At 62.5% G+C, this 14,136-nt stretch carries 12 protein-coding genes; 3 read left to right on the forward strand and 9 right to left on the reverse strand.

Translation table 11 applies throughout. The annotated features are described in order from the left end of the window. Window positions 1-9: 9 nt before the first annotated feature. Both AC3EMD_RS19750 and AC3EMD_RS19755 read right to left on the reverse strand, forming a co-directional pair. The gene (locus AC3EMD_RS19750; protein ID WP_004142522.1) at window positions 10-651 is read right to left on the reverse strand and encodes an amino acid ABC transporter permease; all 642 of its coding nucleotides are present in this window, start codon (window positions 649-651) and stop codon (window positions 10-12) included. A gap of 47 nt (window positions 652-698) precedes the next feature. Further along, window positions 699-1,550 carry a transporter substrate-binding domain-containing protein gene (locus AC3EMD_RS19755; protein ID WP_002893184.1) on the reverse strand — a complete coding sequence of 284 codons (852 nt, stop codon included), beginning with the start codon at window positions 1,548-1,550 and terminating at the stop codon, window positions 699-701. 241 nt (window positions 1,551-1,791) lie between these two features. On the opposite strand from AC3EMD_RS19755, the gene pdxR reads away from it, so the two are divergent. Further along, a complete protein-coding gene (gene pdxR, locus AC3EMD_RS19760; RefSeq protein WP_004176948.1) occupies window positions 1,792-3,255 on the forward strand; it encodes a MocR-like pyridoxine biosynthesis transcription factor PdxR in 1,464 nt (487 codons plus the stop codon). On the opposite strand, the gene AC3EMD_RS19765 is transcribed toward pdxR, so the two are convergent. Beyond that, window positions 3,252-4,586: an aminotransferase-like domain-containing protein gene (locus tag AC3EMD_RS19765; RefSeq protein ID WP_155010907.1), complete on the reverse strand. Its 1,335-nt coding sequence runs from the start codon at window positions 4,584-4,586 to the stop codon at window positions 3,252-3,254. The two genes, pdxR and AC3EMD_RS19765, sit on opposite strands and share 4 nt — an antisense overlap. A 123-nt stretch (window positions 4,587-4,709) precedes the next feature. Between AC3EMD_RS19765 and AC3EMD_RS19770 the strand changes: the two genes are divergently transcribed. Further along, complete coding sequence (locus tag AC3EMD_RS19770) at window positions 4,710-5,618, forward strand: DMT family transporter (RefSeq protein ID WP_038422793.1); 909 nt, start codon at window positions 4,710-4,712, stop codon at window positions 5,616-5,618. Between the two features lie 103 nt (window positions 5,619-5,721). Here the strand turns inward: AC3EMD_RS19770 and AC3EMD_RS19775 are convergent, their stop codons facing one another. From AC3EMD_RS19775 to AC3EMD_RS19800, 6 genes are all read right to left on the reverse strand, one after another. After that, complete coding sequence (locus tag AC3EMD_RS19775) at window positions 5,722-6,990, reverse strand: Zn-dependent hydrolase (protein WP_012542516.1); 1,269 nt, start codon at window positions 6,988-6,990, stop codon at window positions 5,722-5,724. 97 nt (window positions 6,991-7,087) lie between these two features. Then, window positions 7,088-8,098: an ABC transporter ATP-binding protein gene (locus tag AC3EMD_RS19780; protein WP_086070355.1), complete on the reverse strand. Its 1,011-nt coding sequence runs from the start codon at window positions 8,096-8,098 to the stop codon at window positions 7,088-7,090. Next, window positions 8,088-9,125 carry an ABC transporter ATP-binding protein gene (locus AC3EMD_RS19785; RefSeq protein ID WP_008805547.1) on the reverse strand — a complete coding sequence of 346 codons (1,038 nt, stop codon included), beginning with the start codon at window positions 9,123-9,125 and terminating at the stop codon, window positions 8,088-8,090. The genes AC3EMD_RS19780 and AC3EMD_RS19785 overlap by 11 nt, the downstream gene beginning before the upstream one ends. A 3-nt stretch (window positions 9,126-9,128) precedes the next feature. Beyond that, complete coding sequence (locus AC3EMD_RS19790) at window positions 9,129-10,022, reverse strand: ABC transporter permease (RefSeq protein WP_008805546.1); 894 nt, start codon at window positions 10,020-10,022, stop codon at window positions 9,129-9,131. Window positions 10,023-10,024: 2 nt separating this feature from the next. After that, entirely contained in the window at window positions 10,025-10,978 is a 954-nt protein-coding gene (locus tag AC3EMD_RS19795) for an ABC transporter permease (protein WP_012968749.1), read from the reverse strand. Window positions 10,979-10,996: 18 nt separating this feature from the next. Next, a complete protein-coding gene (locus AC3EMD_RS19800; RefSeq protein ID WP_023297185.1) occupies window positions 10,997-12,664 on the reverse strand; it encodes an ABC transporter substrate-binding protein in 1,668 nt (555 codons plus the stop codon). 325 nt (window positions 12,665-12,989) lie between these two features. Between AC3EMD_RS19800 and AC3EMD_RS19805 the strand changes: the two genes are divergently transcribed. Next, the gene (locus AC3EMD_RS19805) at window positions 12,990-14,105 is read left to right on the forward strand and encodes a YbdK family carboxylate-amine ligase (protein ID WP_008805544.1); all 1,116 of its coding nucleotides are present in this window, start codon (window positions 12,990-12,992) and stop codon (window positions 14,103-14,105) included. Window positions 14,106-14,136: the final 31 nt, after the last annotated feature.

The following is a 14,136-nucleotide window of genomic DNA, read 5'->3' on the forward strand; positions in this document are numbered from 1 at the left end:
CTCCCGTTCCTAGCGCGCCAGACGCCTGGCTTTACGTTCCGCGATACCCTGCAGCTTCAACAAACAGCCGATGATCACCACATACAGCAGGCCGGCGGCGAGGATCGGCGACAGCGGCTCGTAGGTGACCGAGGAGATACGGTTGGTGACCCGGGTGAGATCCACCACGCCAATCACGGCGATGGCCGGGCTACCTTTGATCAAAAAGGACATCTCATTGACCAGCGCCGGCAGGCTCTCGATCCACATCTGCGGCAGCATGATGTAGCGGAAGTAGGTCCAGCGGCGCATTCCCACCGACTCCGCCGCCTCCCGCTGTTCGCGCGGAAAAGTGCGGAAGGCGTTGCGCCAGATCTCAGCGTTAAACGCCGACGTGTTAAGCGTCAACGCCACGATGGCGGCCACGTTCTTGTCGAGGTTAATGCCCATCGTCGGCAGGGAAAGGAACAGAAACAGCACCAGCGTCACCAGCGGCGTTGCGCGGGCCAGACTGATATAGACCACCAGCAGCTGGTCGATCACCGGCAGGCGCAGCATCCGTACCAGGGCGATCAGCAGGCCCGCCACCACCCCGAAGGCAATAGCGATGGCCGAAATCCAGAGGGTCGTCCATGCGCCTTCGATTAATAACTGCCAGGAAATTGCATCCATGAGGCCCTCCTTCTCAGCAACAGGCGGCGGTCGCCCGCCGCGGAATATTACAGTCCGGCGAGTTTGTGAAACTGTTCCGGGCTGGTGATCGCCTCGGTCGGCAGGTTGTCATAGGTTTCGCCAAACCATTTTTTCTGCAGCTCGGCGAGCTTGCCGGTCTCCTTCATGTGGTTCATAAACTTGGTCATATAGGCCAGCAGTTGCGGCGAGTTTTTCGGGATCGGCCACGCCATATACCCCGGTCCGGAGACAGCCAGCCCTTTGGCGAAGACCTTCGGTTTGGCTTTCGCCAGGTCGTTTACCGAGATCACCACGTTAATCACGTAATCCAGTCGCTTATTCGCCAGGTCGGCGTAAGCTTCCGGATAGGAGGGATACTCCACCACCGGTCCCAGCTTGCCGCCGGTCTTCTCCAGCATCGCCTTCAGCTCCGGCAAACGCGCCAGCAGCGCGCTCCCGGCCTGTAACCCCACTTTTTTGCCGCTGAGATCGGCAATCGTATTTAACGAAGTATCACCAGCGCGTTTGACGAAATAGTGCTGCGCGGAGGCCCACGGTGGGGTGAAATCAAAAACCTTCAGCCGCTCATCGGTAATAACCGCCCCGGTTAAGGCCATATCGTATTGCCCGGTGGAGACGGCCGCTAATAATCCGGTCCACGGTAATATGCTCTGGTCGACATGGAATTTGGCGTACTTACGTAATTCCTCAAGCATATCTTTGTTAAAGCCATCGGCCTGGCCATTATTCATAAAGTTAAACGGCGCATAATCATCTTCCGTCGCCACTTTCAAGGTGCCGGATTTTTCTATTTCCGGAAGATCGGCCGCGACGGCGTGATAAGAAAAAGCGACCGTTAATACAGCGCTCAGACACATTGATGCCAATGATTTTTTCATTATTTCACCCCTGATGGATTGGCCAGACGGGTTCATTCCAGAACGCGAAAAGGTTTCTGCAAAATAGTGGCCGGGGACGTTCCGGTCCACGGCGGCTGAATACGTTTTTAATGTGGGAGCGTTTTTCAATTCCGTATAGAGCCAGATGGGCCGCATCGCTGTGTCAGATGGCGGCAGGGTGGTATGGAATTTGCTGAGTGTAACGGGTGGTCGCAATGCGTTATTGCCAGAGGAGCCCCGTATGATCCGTCACCTGTTACACGTTGATTTTCAGCCTGGCCGCGGTTTGCAGGAACAGGTGCGAGAGACGCTGGTGAATGCCATTCTCAGCGGGATCTTCGCCGCCGACACCCCGCTGCCCTCCTGTCGCCAGTTGGCCAGCCAGCTTCGCGTCTCGCGCAACACCACCGCGCTGGTGTTTGAAAGTCTGGTCAACGAGGGCTACCTGATTAGCCGCCCACGAAGCGGTTACTACCTGCATCCCGACTATCATGAAGCTTCGCCTGCCGCCGTCGAGAGTGCACCGCAGCGCGAAGCCGCTGCACCACGCTGGGGCGACCGGCTGCAGATGACCCCCAGCCAGCAGGAGTCGATCCTCAAACCGGCGGGCTGGATGCACTACCGCTACCCGTTTATCTACGGCCAGCCCGATACCCGGCAGTTCCCGCTGGCCACCTGGCGCTCGGCGGCGAACTGGCTGCACGGCGGGGTGCGCGACCCGGCGTGGGTCATCGACCATATTGACCAGGATGTGCCGATGCTGATCGAGCAGATCCGCACCCGGGTGCTGCCCAAGCGCGGCATTGTCGCCGCGCCGGATGAAATTCTCATCACCCTTGGCTCGCAAAATGCACTCTACCTGCTGACCCGACTGCTGCTCTCTTCCACCACCCGCATTGGCGTCGAAAACCCCTGCTTTCGCGAAGCCATCAACACCTTTCTGCTCGCCGACGCCGAGGTGGTGCCGCACCCGGTGGATGAAGAGGGGATCGTGCTTAATGAGCGTCCCTGCGATTACTACTATGTCACCCCCGGCCATCAGGTGCCCACCGGGGTGACCATGAGCAGTGCGCGGCGTCGCCAGCTGCTGGAGCATGCCGCCCGCCATGACGCAGTCATTATTGAAGATGATTATGACTCGGAGAGTAACTTTACCCTCAACCCACTGCCGGCGCTGAAGGCCAGCGATCGCAGCGGCCGGGTGGTGTATGTCAGCAGCCTGTCAAAAGCGCTGTCACCGGGGCTGCGGTTGGGGTTTATGGTCGCCGACCCGGACCTGATCGACGAGGCGCGCGCCCTGCGCCGGCTGGTCTATCGCCATCCGCCGACCAACATTCAGTACCAGATGGCCCACTTCCTTGCCCAGGGCCATTATGAAACCCATCTGCGGCGCTACCACTACGACTCCGCCCAGCGCTGGGAGCGCCTGCACGCCGCCCTGCAGCGCTATCTGCCGTCGTGTCGCGCGCTGGCGGGGAGCGAACATGCTAACGCCTTCTGGCTGCAGACCCCGGCGCAGATCAACACCCAGCAGCTCACCTGGCGCGCCGCCCACGCCGGCGTGCTGATTGAGCCCGGGGCGCGCCATTTTCTCAGCGCCGCGCCGCCGGATAACTACTTTCGCATGGGATTCCACGCCATTAACCCTGACGCCATCGCCCAGGGGGTGGAGGTCCTGCGCGGCCAGCTGGAGCAGATGGGTTAGCGGTATTGTTCATACTCAACGGCGTCGCGCACGCTGAGCAGCGCCGGGCGCAGACTGTCGAAAGGCACCGATCCGAGCGCAATGCGCAGCGCCTGCGGGATCGTGGCGGAGACGCAGAACGGCTCGGCGGTCGACACCGAAATACGGCGTTCCATCAGCGCATTCGCCAGTCGATCGGCCCGGCTCTCTTCACCCAGAGGCAGCCAGACAAAGTACGAATCGGGATGACTGACGACGGGAAGCCCACAAAGCACCTCGCGGGCCACCTGCTGCCGCTGTCGCGCATCCTGTCGTTTCTGCATTTCAAAGCGTGCCACCGTGCCATCTTCAATCCAGGCGCAGATCAGCGAACTTATCAGCGTCGGCGTATTCCACGTCGTGGCGCGGATGGCGCGCTCAATCTCCGGCCGGTAGCGCGGCGGAGAAATCACCACCCCCACGCGCAGCCCGGTGGCGATATTTTTTGAAAAACCGGTGACATACACCGTTCTTTCCGGCGCATAGCTGATCACCGGCGGCGGCGGACGGCTCACCAGCCGGGCGTAGGCGGCATCTTCAATAATCAGCAGATCGTGCTGGCGCGCAAGATCGGCCAGCGCCTGCCGCTGCCCGGTGTTGAGCACCCAGCCCAGCGGATTGTGCAGCGTCGGCATGGTATACACCGCCCGCACCCGCCGCTGCTGGCACAGCGTATGAAGCGCCTGCAGGTCCGGTCCCTCCGGCCGACAGGGGATCGCCGCCAGCTCCAGATGATACAGCGCCGCCAGAACCTTGAAGCCCGAATAGGTCAGCGCATCCACCGCCACCACATCCCCCGGACGTAACAGCCCCATGACGGTCACCGCCAGCCCGTGCTGTGCGCCGTTGACGATCAGGACATTTTCCGCGTCCGGGGCAAAGTGCTGGCAGGTCAAATGGCGGGCGATAATTTCCCGCTCGGCGAGCCGCCCGGCATGAGGCTGATAGCGCAGATGCGAGTCAATATCGCCCGCCATCGCCAGCTGCCTGAGCGCCTCGCGCAGCGCATCGCCCTGCTCCGGCAGCGAAGGGTAGTTGAAATTGAGATCCACGACATCGGCGGCCACCACCTGTTGATCGACCCCATGCCCCGGCGGCAGCGAGAGGTCGCGCACGAAGGTGCCGCGGCCGGTTTCGCCGCTGACCAACCCCATCTCTTCCAGTTCACGGTAGATGCGCGTGGCGGTGGCCAGCGAGATGCGCTCCCCGGCGGCAAGGGTACGGTGCGTCGGCAGACGGCTGCCTGCGGGCAGCTGCCCGCTGCGGATCGCCTGGGCATATCGGTCGACAACGGCTTTATATCGGGCTTTCATCGTGAAATGTATCTATGACAATAATTTGATTGTATTAGATTGGGCACATTACCATCGCCGCAGACGATGCTCAAGCGGGCACAGCACATCTGATAACGCGAGGTTAACGTGGTAGATTCAACACTGGATAAATCGGTGCCCGGTCCCTGGTCCGGATGGCTTCATGGTTTACTGGGGGTGATTATTTTTAGCGGGTCGCTGCCCGCGACGCGGCTGGCGGTGCAGGATATGGATCCGTTCTTATTGACCTTTCTGCGCGCCTCCATCGCCGGGCTGCTTGCCGTCGCGCTGCTGGTCGGCTTTCGCCAGAAACGCCCGCGCCTGGCGCAGCTTGTGCCCTTGATCATCGTCTCATCAGGGGTGGTGATCGGCTTTCCCCTGCTCACGGCGCTGGCCCTGCAGCACATCACCTCGGCGCATTCGATTGTGTTTATTGGCCTGCTGCCGCTGATGACCGCCCTCTTCGGCGTACTGCGCGGCGGCGAACGCCCGCGGCGGGCTTTCTGGATCTTTTCGCTGCTGGGCAGCCTGCTGGTGGTGGGATTCGCCCTGACGCAAAGTGCGGCGGCCTCACTCAGCGGCGATCTGCTGATGCTGGCGGCGGTTATCGCCTGCGGCCTCGGCTATGCGGAAGGGGCAAAGCTGACGCGGGAGCTCGGCGGCTGGCAGGTGATCTGCTGGGCGCTGGTGATAGCCCTGCCGTTGATGCTCCCCGCCTCGCTGATGGTTCAGCCCGCGTCCTGGCATGCCATATCGGCCTCCTCCTGGGCGGCGCTCGGCTATGTGTCGCTGTTCAGCATGCTGATCGGTTTCATCTTCTGGTACAAAGGGCTGGCCGCGGGCGGGATCGCCGCCGTCGGCCAGCTCCAGTTATTGCAGCCGTTCTTCGGGCTTGGCCTGTCGGCGGCGCTGTTGCACGAAACCGTCAGCCCCTTGATGCTGGCGGTTACGCTGGGCGTGGTACTGTGCGTGGTGGGCTCGCGCAAATTTGGCCGCCAGCGGGTTGTCGCAGGGAGCGGGAGCCGTGATTGACCGCCCCGTCATCCGCCGTCCCGGGCCGCGGCGGCGTAACCGCCTTACCCGGGCGACAGCATGATAAACGGCTGGAAGACGCGTCGCCGGGGAGGACGACCGTCTACACCGGCCGCGCGTACTGAAGCATCACCTGCAGCAGCACGTTGGCCCCGGCGGCGACGTGCTCCGGCGAGGCATACTCAATTTCGTTATGGCTGATCCCGTCCTTGCAGGGGATAAAAATCATCCCGGTGGGCGCCAGGTAGCTCATATACACTGCGTCATGCCCGGCGCCGGAGACGATCGGCCGCGCCGGATAGCCCAGCCGCTGCGCGGCATCGGCAATGGCCTGCTGGCATTCAGCATCGAACGGCGCCGCCGGATAGTGGCTTACCTGCTTCAGGGCCACCTGCAGACCGCTCTCCCGCTCAACCTCCGCGATAAACGCCCGCAGCTGGCGATCCATCTCGTCCACCAGCGCATCGCTGAGATTGCGCATATCAATGGAGAAGGTGACCTCCCCTGGCACCACGTTGCGGCTGTTGGGCCACACCTGCACGCTGCCGACGGTGCCGCGTCCCTCTTCGCTGCGCCCGGCAATGGCCACCACTTCCTGCATAATGCGGGTCGCCACCTGCAGGGCATCCTGACGCAGGCGCATCGGCGTGGGTCCGGCGTGCGAGGCCTGGCCGGTGACCACGCAGTCGTACCAGCGGATCCCCAGCACGCCCTGCACGATACCGATGGTTTTCGCTTCATCTTCGAGAATCGGCCCCTGCTCAATGTGCGCCTCAAAATAGGCGCCGATGGGATGCTCCCCCGGGGTCTGCTCGCCGATATAGCCGATCTGCGCCAGCGCCTCGCCGACGCTGACACCCTCTTTATCCGTGACGGCCCAGGTCTCTTCCAGCGGGAAGACGCCGGCAAAGACCCCGGAGCCCATCATCACCGGCACAAAGCGCGACCCCTCTTCGTTGGTCCAGAACACCACCTCAATCGGCGCGTCGGTGTCAATCTGCAGATCGTTGAGCGTGCGCACCACCTCCAGCGCCGCCAGCACGCCGTAGTTGCCATCAAATTTGCCGCCGGTGGGCTGAGTGTCAATATGGCTGCCGGAGACGATGGGCGGCAGGCCGGGGTTGCGGCCTTCCCGGCGCATAAACACATTGCCGATTTTATCGATGGTAACGCTCATCCCGGCCTCCCGCGCCCAGCCTATTACCTTGTCCCGCCCCTGGCGGTCGAGGTCGGTGAGGGTCAGACGGCGGCAGCCGCCCTTCGGCGTGGCGCCGATCTGCGCGAGATCCATTAACGACGCCCACAGGCGGTCGCCATTGATGCGCCAGCCGGTGGTGTCGGTCGCGGGGGTAAAAAGTACATCACTGCTCATGGTAGTCTCCTGACATCAAGGTCGCCGCCAGCGTAACCGGCGGTGGGAATGCGCTATCAACGCCTGGTCTTCATCCTGTATGGTTTTTTGCCGCCGATCAGACGGCCAGGGCCTGGGCGTTAGCGTCAATCGCCAGCTCGCGCCAGCGGTGGCAACTCACCGCGTGGCGCTCCGCGACGGATTCCGTCGGCGGCAGACTCTGTTCACAGACCGGGCGACGGTGCGGGCAGCGCTCGGCAAAAGCGCAGCCGGGCGGCAAGCGCGCCAGATCCGGCGGCGCGCCGGGAATGCAGTGCAGGGCATCACCTTTCTTAAGCCCCTCTTTCGGCCGACTGCCCAGCAGCACCTGGGTATAAGGATGGCGCGGGTGGCGCAGGATCTCGCTCATCGACGCTTCCTCGACGATCCGCCCGGCGTACATCACCGCCACCCGGTCGGCGATCTCCACCGCGGCGCCGATATCGTGGGTCACAAACACGATCGACAGCCCGCGCTGCTTTTGCTGCTCACGCAGCAGGATCAGGATCTGGATTTGCACCGTGGCGTCGAGGGCGGTGGTCGGCTCATCCGCCAGCAGCAGCTGCGGGTTACAGGAGAGCGCAAGGGCGATCATCGCCCGCTGGCGCATCCCGCCGGACATCTCGTGCGGGTAAGCATCCAGTCGCCGCTCGGGGCTGGGAATACGCACCTGGCGCAGGGCCTCCAGCGCCCTGTCCCGGGCCGCCTGGCGCGACAGCCCTTCGTGGCGGCGCAGCCCTTCAATAATCTGCTGCCCGACGGTGTAGACCGGATCGAAGGCCAGCAGCGGCTCCTGAAAAATCATCGCGCAGCATCCGCCGCGATAGCGCCGCAGCTGACTGGTGCTCATCGTCAGCACCTCGTCGTCCCCCACCTGCAGGGTGCCGGAGAGCTCACTGCTCCCTGGCGGGTGCAGGCGCATCAGCGCCCGCAGGGTCACGCTCTTGCCGGAACCCGACTCGCCAATCAGCGCCATCACCTCCCCCTTTTGTACGTCAAAGGAGACCCCGTTGACCGCGTTGATGGTCTGTCCGTCGCGGCGAAAGACGACCCGCAGGTCGCGCACATGGACAAAGGCGTTATCCGACATGGCTGACCTCCTTAAGGGGGATGCTTTGATGCCAGGGCGAGGCCGGCTGCGCCATCAGGCAGGCGCTCTGGTGCCCCTCCCCGACCGCCTCCAGCCGCGGTTTCACCTCGGCGCAGACCGCCTTCGCATGCGGGCAGCGGGTGTGAAAGCGGCAGCCGCTCGGCGGCGCGATGGGGCTGGGGGGATCGCCGCTCAGCGGTGAGGTCAGGGTGCGGTTTTCCGGGTCCATGGAGGGCATCGAGCTTAACAGCGCCCGGGTATAGGGGTGGGCGGAGGCGGTAAACAGCTGCTCCGCCGGGCCAATCTCCACCACTTCGCCAAGGTACATGACGAGGATCCGATCCGACAGCCAGCGAACCACGTGCAGATCGTGGCTGATGAACACGTAGGTCAGCTCGAGAGTCCGTTTCAGCTCCTGCAGCAGCTGCAGCACCTGGGCTTCCACCGATTTATCCAGCGCCGACACTGCCTCATCGAGGATCACCAGCCGCGGCTTCATCGCCAGCGCGCGGGCGATATTCACCCGCTGCCGCTGGCCGCCGGAGAGCGCATGCGGGTAGCGGTCGGCAAAGCGTGCCGGCTCAAGGCCAACGTGCGCCAGCAGATAGCGGGCATATTCGCTGGCCTCTCTGGCGCTGACGCCATGGACGCGCTGGCCGAAGGCGATGCTCTCCTCCATGGTCATGCGCGGATTGAGCGAAGCATAGCTATCCTGAAAGACCATCTGCACCTGGCGACGGTAGGCTTTCAGCGGCAGACGCGACGAGCCGACCCCCTGTCCGTCGAAGATCAGTTCGCCGCTGTCCTGGGTGAGCAACTGCATCAGCAGCCGGGCGGTGGTCGATTTGCCGCAGCCCGACTCGCCGACTACCCCCAGGGTTTCGCCTTTCATCACCGTGAAGCTGATATCGTCCACCGCCTGCACCACCTCCCGGCCTTTGCCGCCGCGAAAGTACTTCAGCAGGTGATTAACCTTCAGCAGAGGCTGCGCCGGCCCGCCAAGGTCGATATTGATAAAGGGTTGCATCGCTTACTCCTTAATCGCCATTGCCGCACGCAGGCGGTCCGCGAGGATATTGAACGAAATGGAGGTGATAAAAATCATCAGGCCCGGCAGGGCGGCCACCCACGGCTGGGTATAGATTGCCGTGCGCAGCGTATTGAGCATCAGCCCCCACTCGGGCTCCGGCGGCCGCACGCCGAGGCCGAGAAACGACAGGCCGGAGGCGAGGATCATGCACACCGAAATCAGCCCGGTGGAGAAGACGAAGATCGGCCCGAGCACGTTGCCCAACACCTGGACGCGGATAATGGTCAACGCGCTGGCGCCAGTGGCCCGGGCGGCGTCGATATAGTCCATATGTCGCACCTGGGCGGTCACGCTCTCGGCAATCCGCGCCACCTGCGGGACAAACACGAGGGTCAGCGACAGCAGCGCATTGCCGATGCCCGCCCCCAACGCTCCCGACAGCGCAATCGCCAGCAGGACGGAGGGAAAGGCATAGAACACATCCACGGTGCGCATAATCACGGTATTGGTTTTGCCGCCCGTATAGCCGGCGATAATCCCGATGGCCCCGCCGATAAAAAAGGCGAACACCACCGGGACAATTCCCATAAACAGCGACAGTCGGGTGCCAAGGATCAGCCGCGACAGCATGTCGCGTCCCAGCTCATCCGAGCCCAGCGGGAAGCCGTCGCTGCCGATGGGTTTCAGGCGCAGGAACATCGACGTTTGATAAGGATCTTTGACGATAAGCCACGGACCGAACAGCGCCAGGGCCAGCAGCAGGAGGATCACCACGCCCACCACCACCCCGCCGGGGTCGCGCAGTAAGCGGCGCAGCACGCCGCGCCAGTAACCTTGCCGGGAAGCGTGGGCCGCTGCGGCCGGGACCGCTTTCGTCGTTGCCGTATCCACCATGGTCAGCTCCTCTTAATACGCGGGTCGAGGGTGGTCTGCAGAATATCCACCAGCAGGTTGAGCAGCACGAAAAACAGCGCCAGCACCCAGATGGTGCCCTGCAGCAGGGGCAGGTCGCGCTGAAAAATGGCGGTATTGAGCAGCAATCCGGTTCCCGGCCAGGAGAAAACGGTCTCCACAAGGATCGAGCCGCCCATCAGATAGCCCACCTGCAGCCCCATCACCGCCAGCGCGGTGGGCGCGGCATTTTTCATGACGTGGACAAAGATGCGCGACTCGTTGAGCCCGCGAGCGCGCAGGCCAACGATAAACTCCTGGCTGAGGATATCGGCCACCTGCGAGCGCACGGTGCGGGCGATAATCCCGGTGGGGATCACCGACAAGGTGAGGGCTGGCAGCAGCATGAACTGCAGGTGCGCCCAGTCCCATTGCCAGCCCACCTCGCCTATCGGCCCGCCGCCGGTGGCCGGCAGCAGCGCGAACTTAACGCTGCAGAGGATCACCAGCAGCATCCCCAGCCAGTAGTGCGGCACGCTAACGCCAAATACCGACAACACCGAGGCCAGACGGTCAATGACGCTGTTGCGAAAATAGCCGGCGACAAAGCCGAACAGGCTGCCGAGGACGAAGCCGATCGCCGTCGCCAGCAGCGCCAGGCGCAGGGAGTACGCCACCGCGGTCATCACTTCGTCTATTACCGGGCGGCCGGTGGCGACCGACATACCAAGGTCGCCGTGCAGCGCCCGCCACAGCCAGTGGATAAACTGCATAGGCAGCGGCTTATCAAAGCCGTAAGCCTGCATTAACGTCTGACGCAGCGCCTCCGAGGCGTCCGGCGGCATTACCGACACCAGCGGGTCGCCCGGAGCGATCTGCACCAGCATGAAACAGATCACCGCCACCCCAAGCATGGTGGGGATAGCCAGCAGAATGCGGTATAGCAGCGTATTGATCATCGGTCGCCCCTTTCGCGATTACTCTTTTTTGCTCACCAGGCTGAGGTCGATAAACCAGCTCTGCGGTTGCACCACCCCGGTCACCGCAGGGGAAATCGCGCGCGGCCCGACGTCGTGGGCGACAAACAGGAATGGCACCTGATCCACCAGCGCGGCGTGCAGCTCACCGGCCGCTTGGTTCATCTCCGCCGGGGTAAAGGCGTGCTTGACGGCGGCGGCCAGCTTCTCCGTCTCCGGAGTGGAGAAGTAACCCCAGTTGGTCGCCACCGGCGGAAACGCTTTGGCGGTCGAGAAGCGGATCAGGCCAAAGTAAGGATCGTTAACCGCGGCGCTGACGTTGATCGCATCGATCCCTTTCGCCGACGGGTCCCGGGCGCCCAGGCGCCAGTTGGTAAACAGGGTGTTCCATTCCACCACTTTGATATCCACATTGAAGAAGCAGCTCTTCAGGCTCTGCTGGATATACTCGTTCATCGGCAAGGGCTGCATCTGCCCGGAGCCGGAGGCCGAGGTGGCCACCGTGACGTGCAGCGGTTTGCTGGCGCTGTATCCGGCCTCGGTCATTAGCTGGCGGGCGGTGTCCGGATCATATTTGATCTGGAAGGTGGGTTTGCCATGCCACGGGCTGTCAGCCTCGTAGACCCCGGTGGCCTCGGTCATGTAGCCGCCGAGGTAGCTCTTCAGCTCGGCACGGTTCAGACACAGGTTGGCCGCTTTGCGCACGCGGATGTCCTGCCACGGCGATCCTTTTTCAAAGGAGAACTGCCAGGGCCACAGGTGCGGCTGGGTATTGGCGTAGAGGTGAAAACCCTGAGACTTGATCTGATCGATGGCGTCCGGCGCCGGGGCTTCAATCCAGTCCACCTGCTTCGACAGCAGCGCCGCGGTACGGGCGTTGGCCTCCGGCAAGGGGATCAGCACCACTTTATCCACCCGGGGAATGCGATCTTTGTTCCAGTAGTCGGGGTTTTTATCGAGGATCAGCTGCTGACGCGGCACCAGCTTCTCCAGTTTGAACGGGCCGCTACCCACCGCGTGGGCGGCGAAGGCGGTCCACGCCTGTTTGCTGCGCGCGGCGCTATCTCCCGCGCTGGCCGGCACCGCGTCATACTGTTTCTGCCACGCCGTCGGCGAGACGATAAACAGGTTGGTGATGTTGTACGGCAGCAGCGCGTCTGGTTCCGAGGTGGTCAGCGCCACAGTGTGGTCGTCAATTTTCTCTGCGCCGGTGAGGGTCGGCATGCGCGACAGGGTGTTGCCGATCTGCCCCGGGGCGTACTGCGGCGCCGCTTTATTCAGCACCTTATCCACGTTCCAGACGATGGCGTCGGCGTTCACCTCCGTCCCGTCATGGAACCTGACGCCCGGACGCAAGGTGAAAATCCAGCGGCTGGTGTTCTGCGGATCGATGTGCCACTCGGTCGCCAGCCCTGGCACCAGACCGCTGGGCTTTTCACCTTGCGACAGATCCCACTCCACCAGCGCGTCGTACAGCGGGATGCCGGTAAAGCGGTTGCCCTCATAGCCTTGATCCGGCTGGCCAAGGGTTAACGGAATATCCGCGGCGGTCATGGCGATCCGCAGCGTGGAGGCGTTGGCAGGTAAGGCGGCGCCCGCCAGGGCCAGTGCGCCGCTCACCGCCACGGCGAGACGACCGGCACGCGAAAATAACGTCTTTTTGTGCATCACATGATCCCTGTTAAATAAAGTGTCACGGATTAACAGGCAAAATGCGTACCAGCTCTTACGCGGGCGATAATAGGCCAAAACCGACCAATAAAATAAGAATGACTTATATTATCACCATGATAATTATGGGAAAATAATTGCACCTTATTCCGCCGCACCGCCAACGGGAAATATGTTGCAGAATTGCACCAGCCGCTATATGGCAAAATTCAAATAATCACACTGCGTCACTTTTCATTCATCCCCGTCCTCCGCCGCCGCGTATTCTCCGTCGGGATCAATCCCTTCTATACTTCAGGGAACACATCGACCGGGAGAGACTATGCCTTTAGCCGATTTTCACCGCTCCGATCCTTTTACCCTCGGTATCGAACTGGAGCTGCAGGTGGTGAACCCGCCGGGTTACGACCTCAGCCAGGATGCCTCGACGCTGATTGCCGACGTCCAGCATCAGTTGACCGTGGGAGAAGCCAAACATGACATCACCGAGAGCATGCTGGAGATCGCCACCGGGGTGTGCCGCGACATCAGCCATGCCCAAACCCAGCTCAGCGCCATCCAGCAGGCGGTTCAGCGCGCGGCGCTGCGCCATCATCTGCAGATCTGCGGCGGCGGTTCGCACCCCTTTCATGCCTGGCAGCGTCAGCAAATCAGCGACAATCCGCGCTATGTTAAAACCGTCGAGCATTTTGGCTATCTGGCGCAGCAGGCCACGGTCTTTGGCCAGCATGTGCACGTCGGCTGCCAGAGCGGCGACGACGCCCTCTATCTGCTGCACGGCCTGTCGCGCTTTGTACCGCACTTCATCGCCCTTAATGCCGCCTCGCCGTGGTTTGACAGTACCGACAGCCGTTTCGCCTGTTCACGCCTGAACCGCTTCTCCTCCTATCCCGACAACGGTCCGATGCCGTGGGTGGCAGACTGGCAGGGGTTTCGTCGCCTGTTCCGCCAGTTGAGCTACACCAGCATGATCGACAGCATGAAGGATCTGCACTGGGATATTCGCCCCAGCCCGCAGTTTGGGACCGTCGAGGTGCGGGTGATGGACACTCCCCTGACCCTCGCCCAGGCGATCCATATCGCCGGCTTTATACAGACCCTGGCCTGCTGGCTGTTGACGGAGCGCCCTTTTAAGCACCAGCCTGATGATTATCTGCTGTACCCCTTTAACCGCTATCAGGCGTGCCGCTATGGGCTGGACGGGACCCTCACCGACGTGCGCAGCGGAGAGCAGCGCAGCATCCGCCAGGAGATCCTGCAGCTCGCCGACCGGCTGGCTCCCTTCGCCCATCAGTTGAAGGCGACGGCGGCGCTGGAAGCGGTGGTCCGCCAGGCGAAATCGCCGCACAGCGAAGCGCAGCAGATGCGCGACTTTATCGCCAACGGCGGTTCGCTTTCCGGCCTGGTGCAAAAACACTGTGAGATTTGGGCGGCATAAGGCAGCGAGGCGGGTATACTCGGCGCAGACC

The organism is Klebsiella sp. PK18 (assembly GCF_057784655.1).

Excerpts from the sequence above, each read along its gene's own strand:
- AC3EMD_RS19755 (WP_002893184.1), bottom strand. The coding sequence starts at position 1,550 with ATGAAAAAATCATTGGCATCAATGTGTCTGAGCGCTGTATTAACGGTC.
- AC3EMD_RS19800 (WP_023297185.1), bottom strand. The coding sequence starts at position 12,664 with ATGCACAAAAAGACGTTATTTTCGCGTGCCGGTCGTCTCGCCGTGGCG.
- AC3EMD_RS19795 (WP_012968749.1), bottom strand. The coding sequence starts at position 10,978 with ATGATCAATACGCTGCTATACCGCATTCTGCTGGCTATCCCCACCATG.
- AC3EMD_RS19780 (WP_086070355.1), bottom strand. The coding sequence starts at position 8,098 with ATGTCGGATAACGCCTTTGTCCATGTGCGCGACCTGCGGGTCGTCTTT.
- pdxR (WP_004176948.1), top strand. The coding sequence starts at position 1,792 with ATGATCCGTCACCTGTTACACGTTGATTTTCAGCCTGGCCGCGGTTTG.
- AC3EMD_RS19785 (WP_008805547.1), bottom strand. The coding sequence starts at position 9,125 with ATGCAACCCTTTATCAATATCGACCTTGGCGGGCCGGCGCAGCCTCTG.
- AC3EMD_RS19775 (WP_012542516.1), bottom strand. The coding sequence starts at position 6,990 with ATGAGCAGTGATGTACTTTTTACCCCCGCGACCGACACCACCGGCTGG.
- AC3EMD_RS19790 (WP_008805546.1), bottom strand. The coding sequence starts at position 10,022 with ATGGTGGATACGGCAACGACGAAAGCGGTCCCGGCCGCAGCGGCCCAC.
- AC3EMD_RS19765 (WP_155010907.1), bottom strand. The coding sequence starts at position 4,586 with ATGAAAGCCCGATATAAAGCCGTTGTCGACCGATATGCCCAGGCGATC.
- AC3EMD_RS19805 (WP_008805544.1), top strand. The coding sequence starts at position 12,990 with ATGCCTTTAGCCGATTTTCACCGCTCCGATCCTTTTACCCTCGGTATC.
- AC3EMD_RS19750 (WP_004142522.1), bottom strand. The coding sequence starts at position 651 with ATGGATGCAATTTCCTGGCAGTTATTAATCGAAGGCGCATGGACGACC.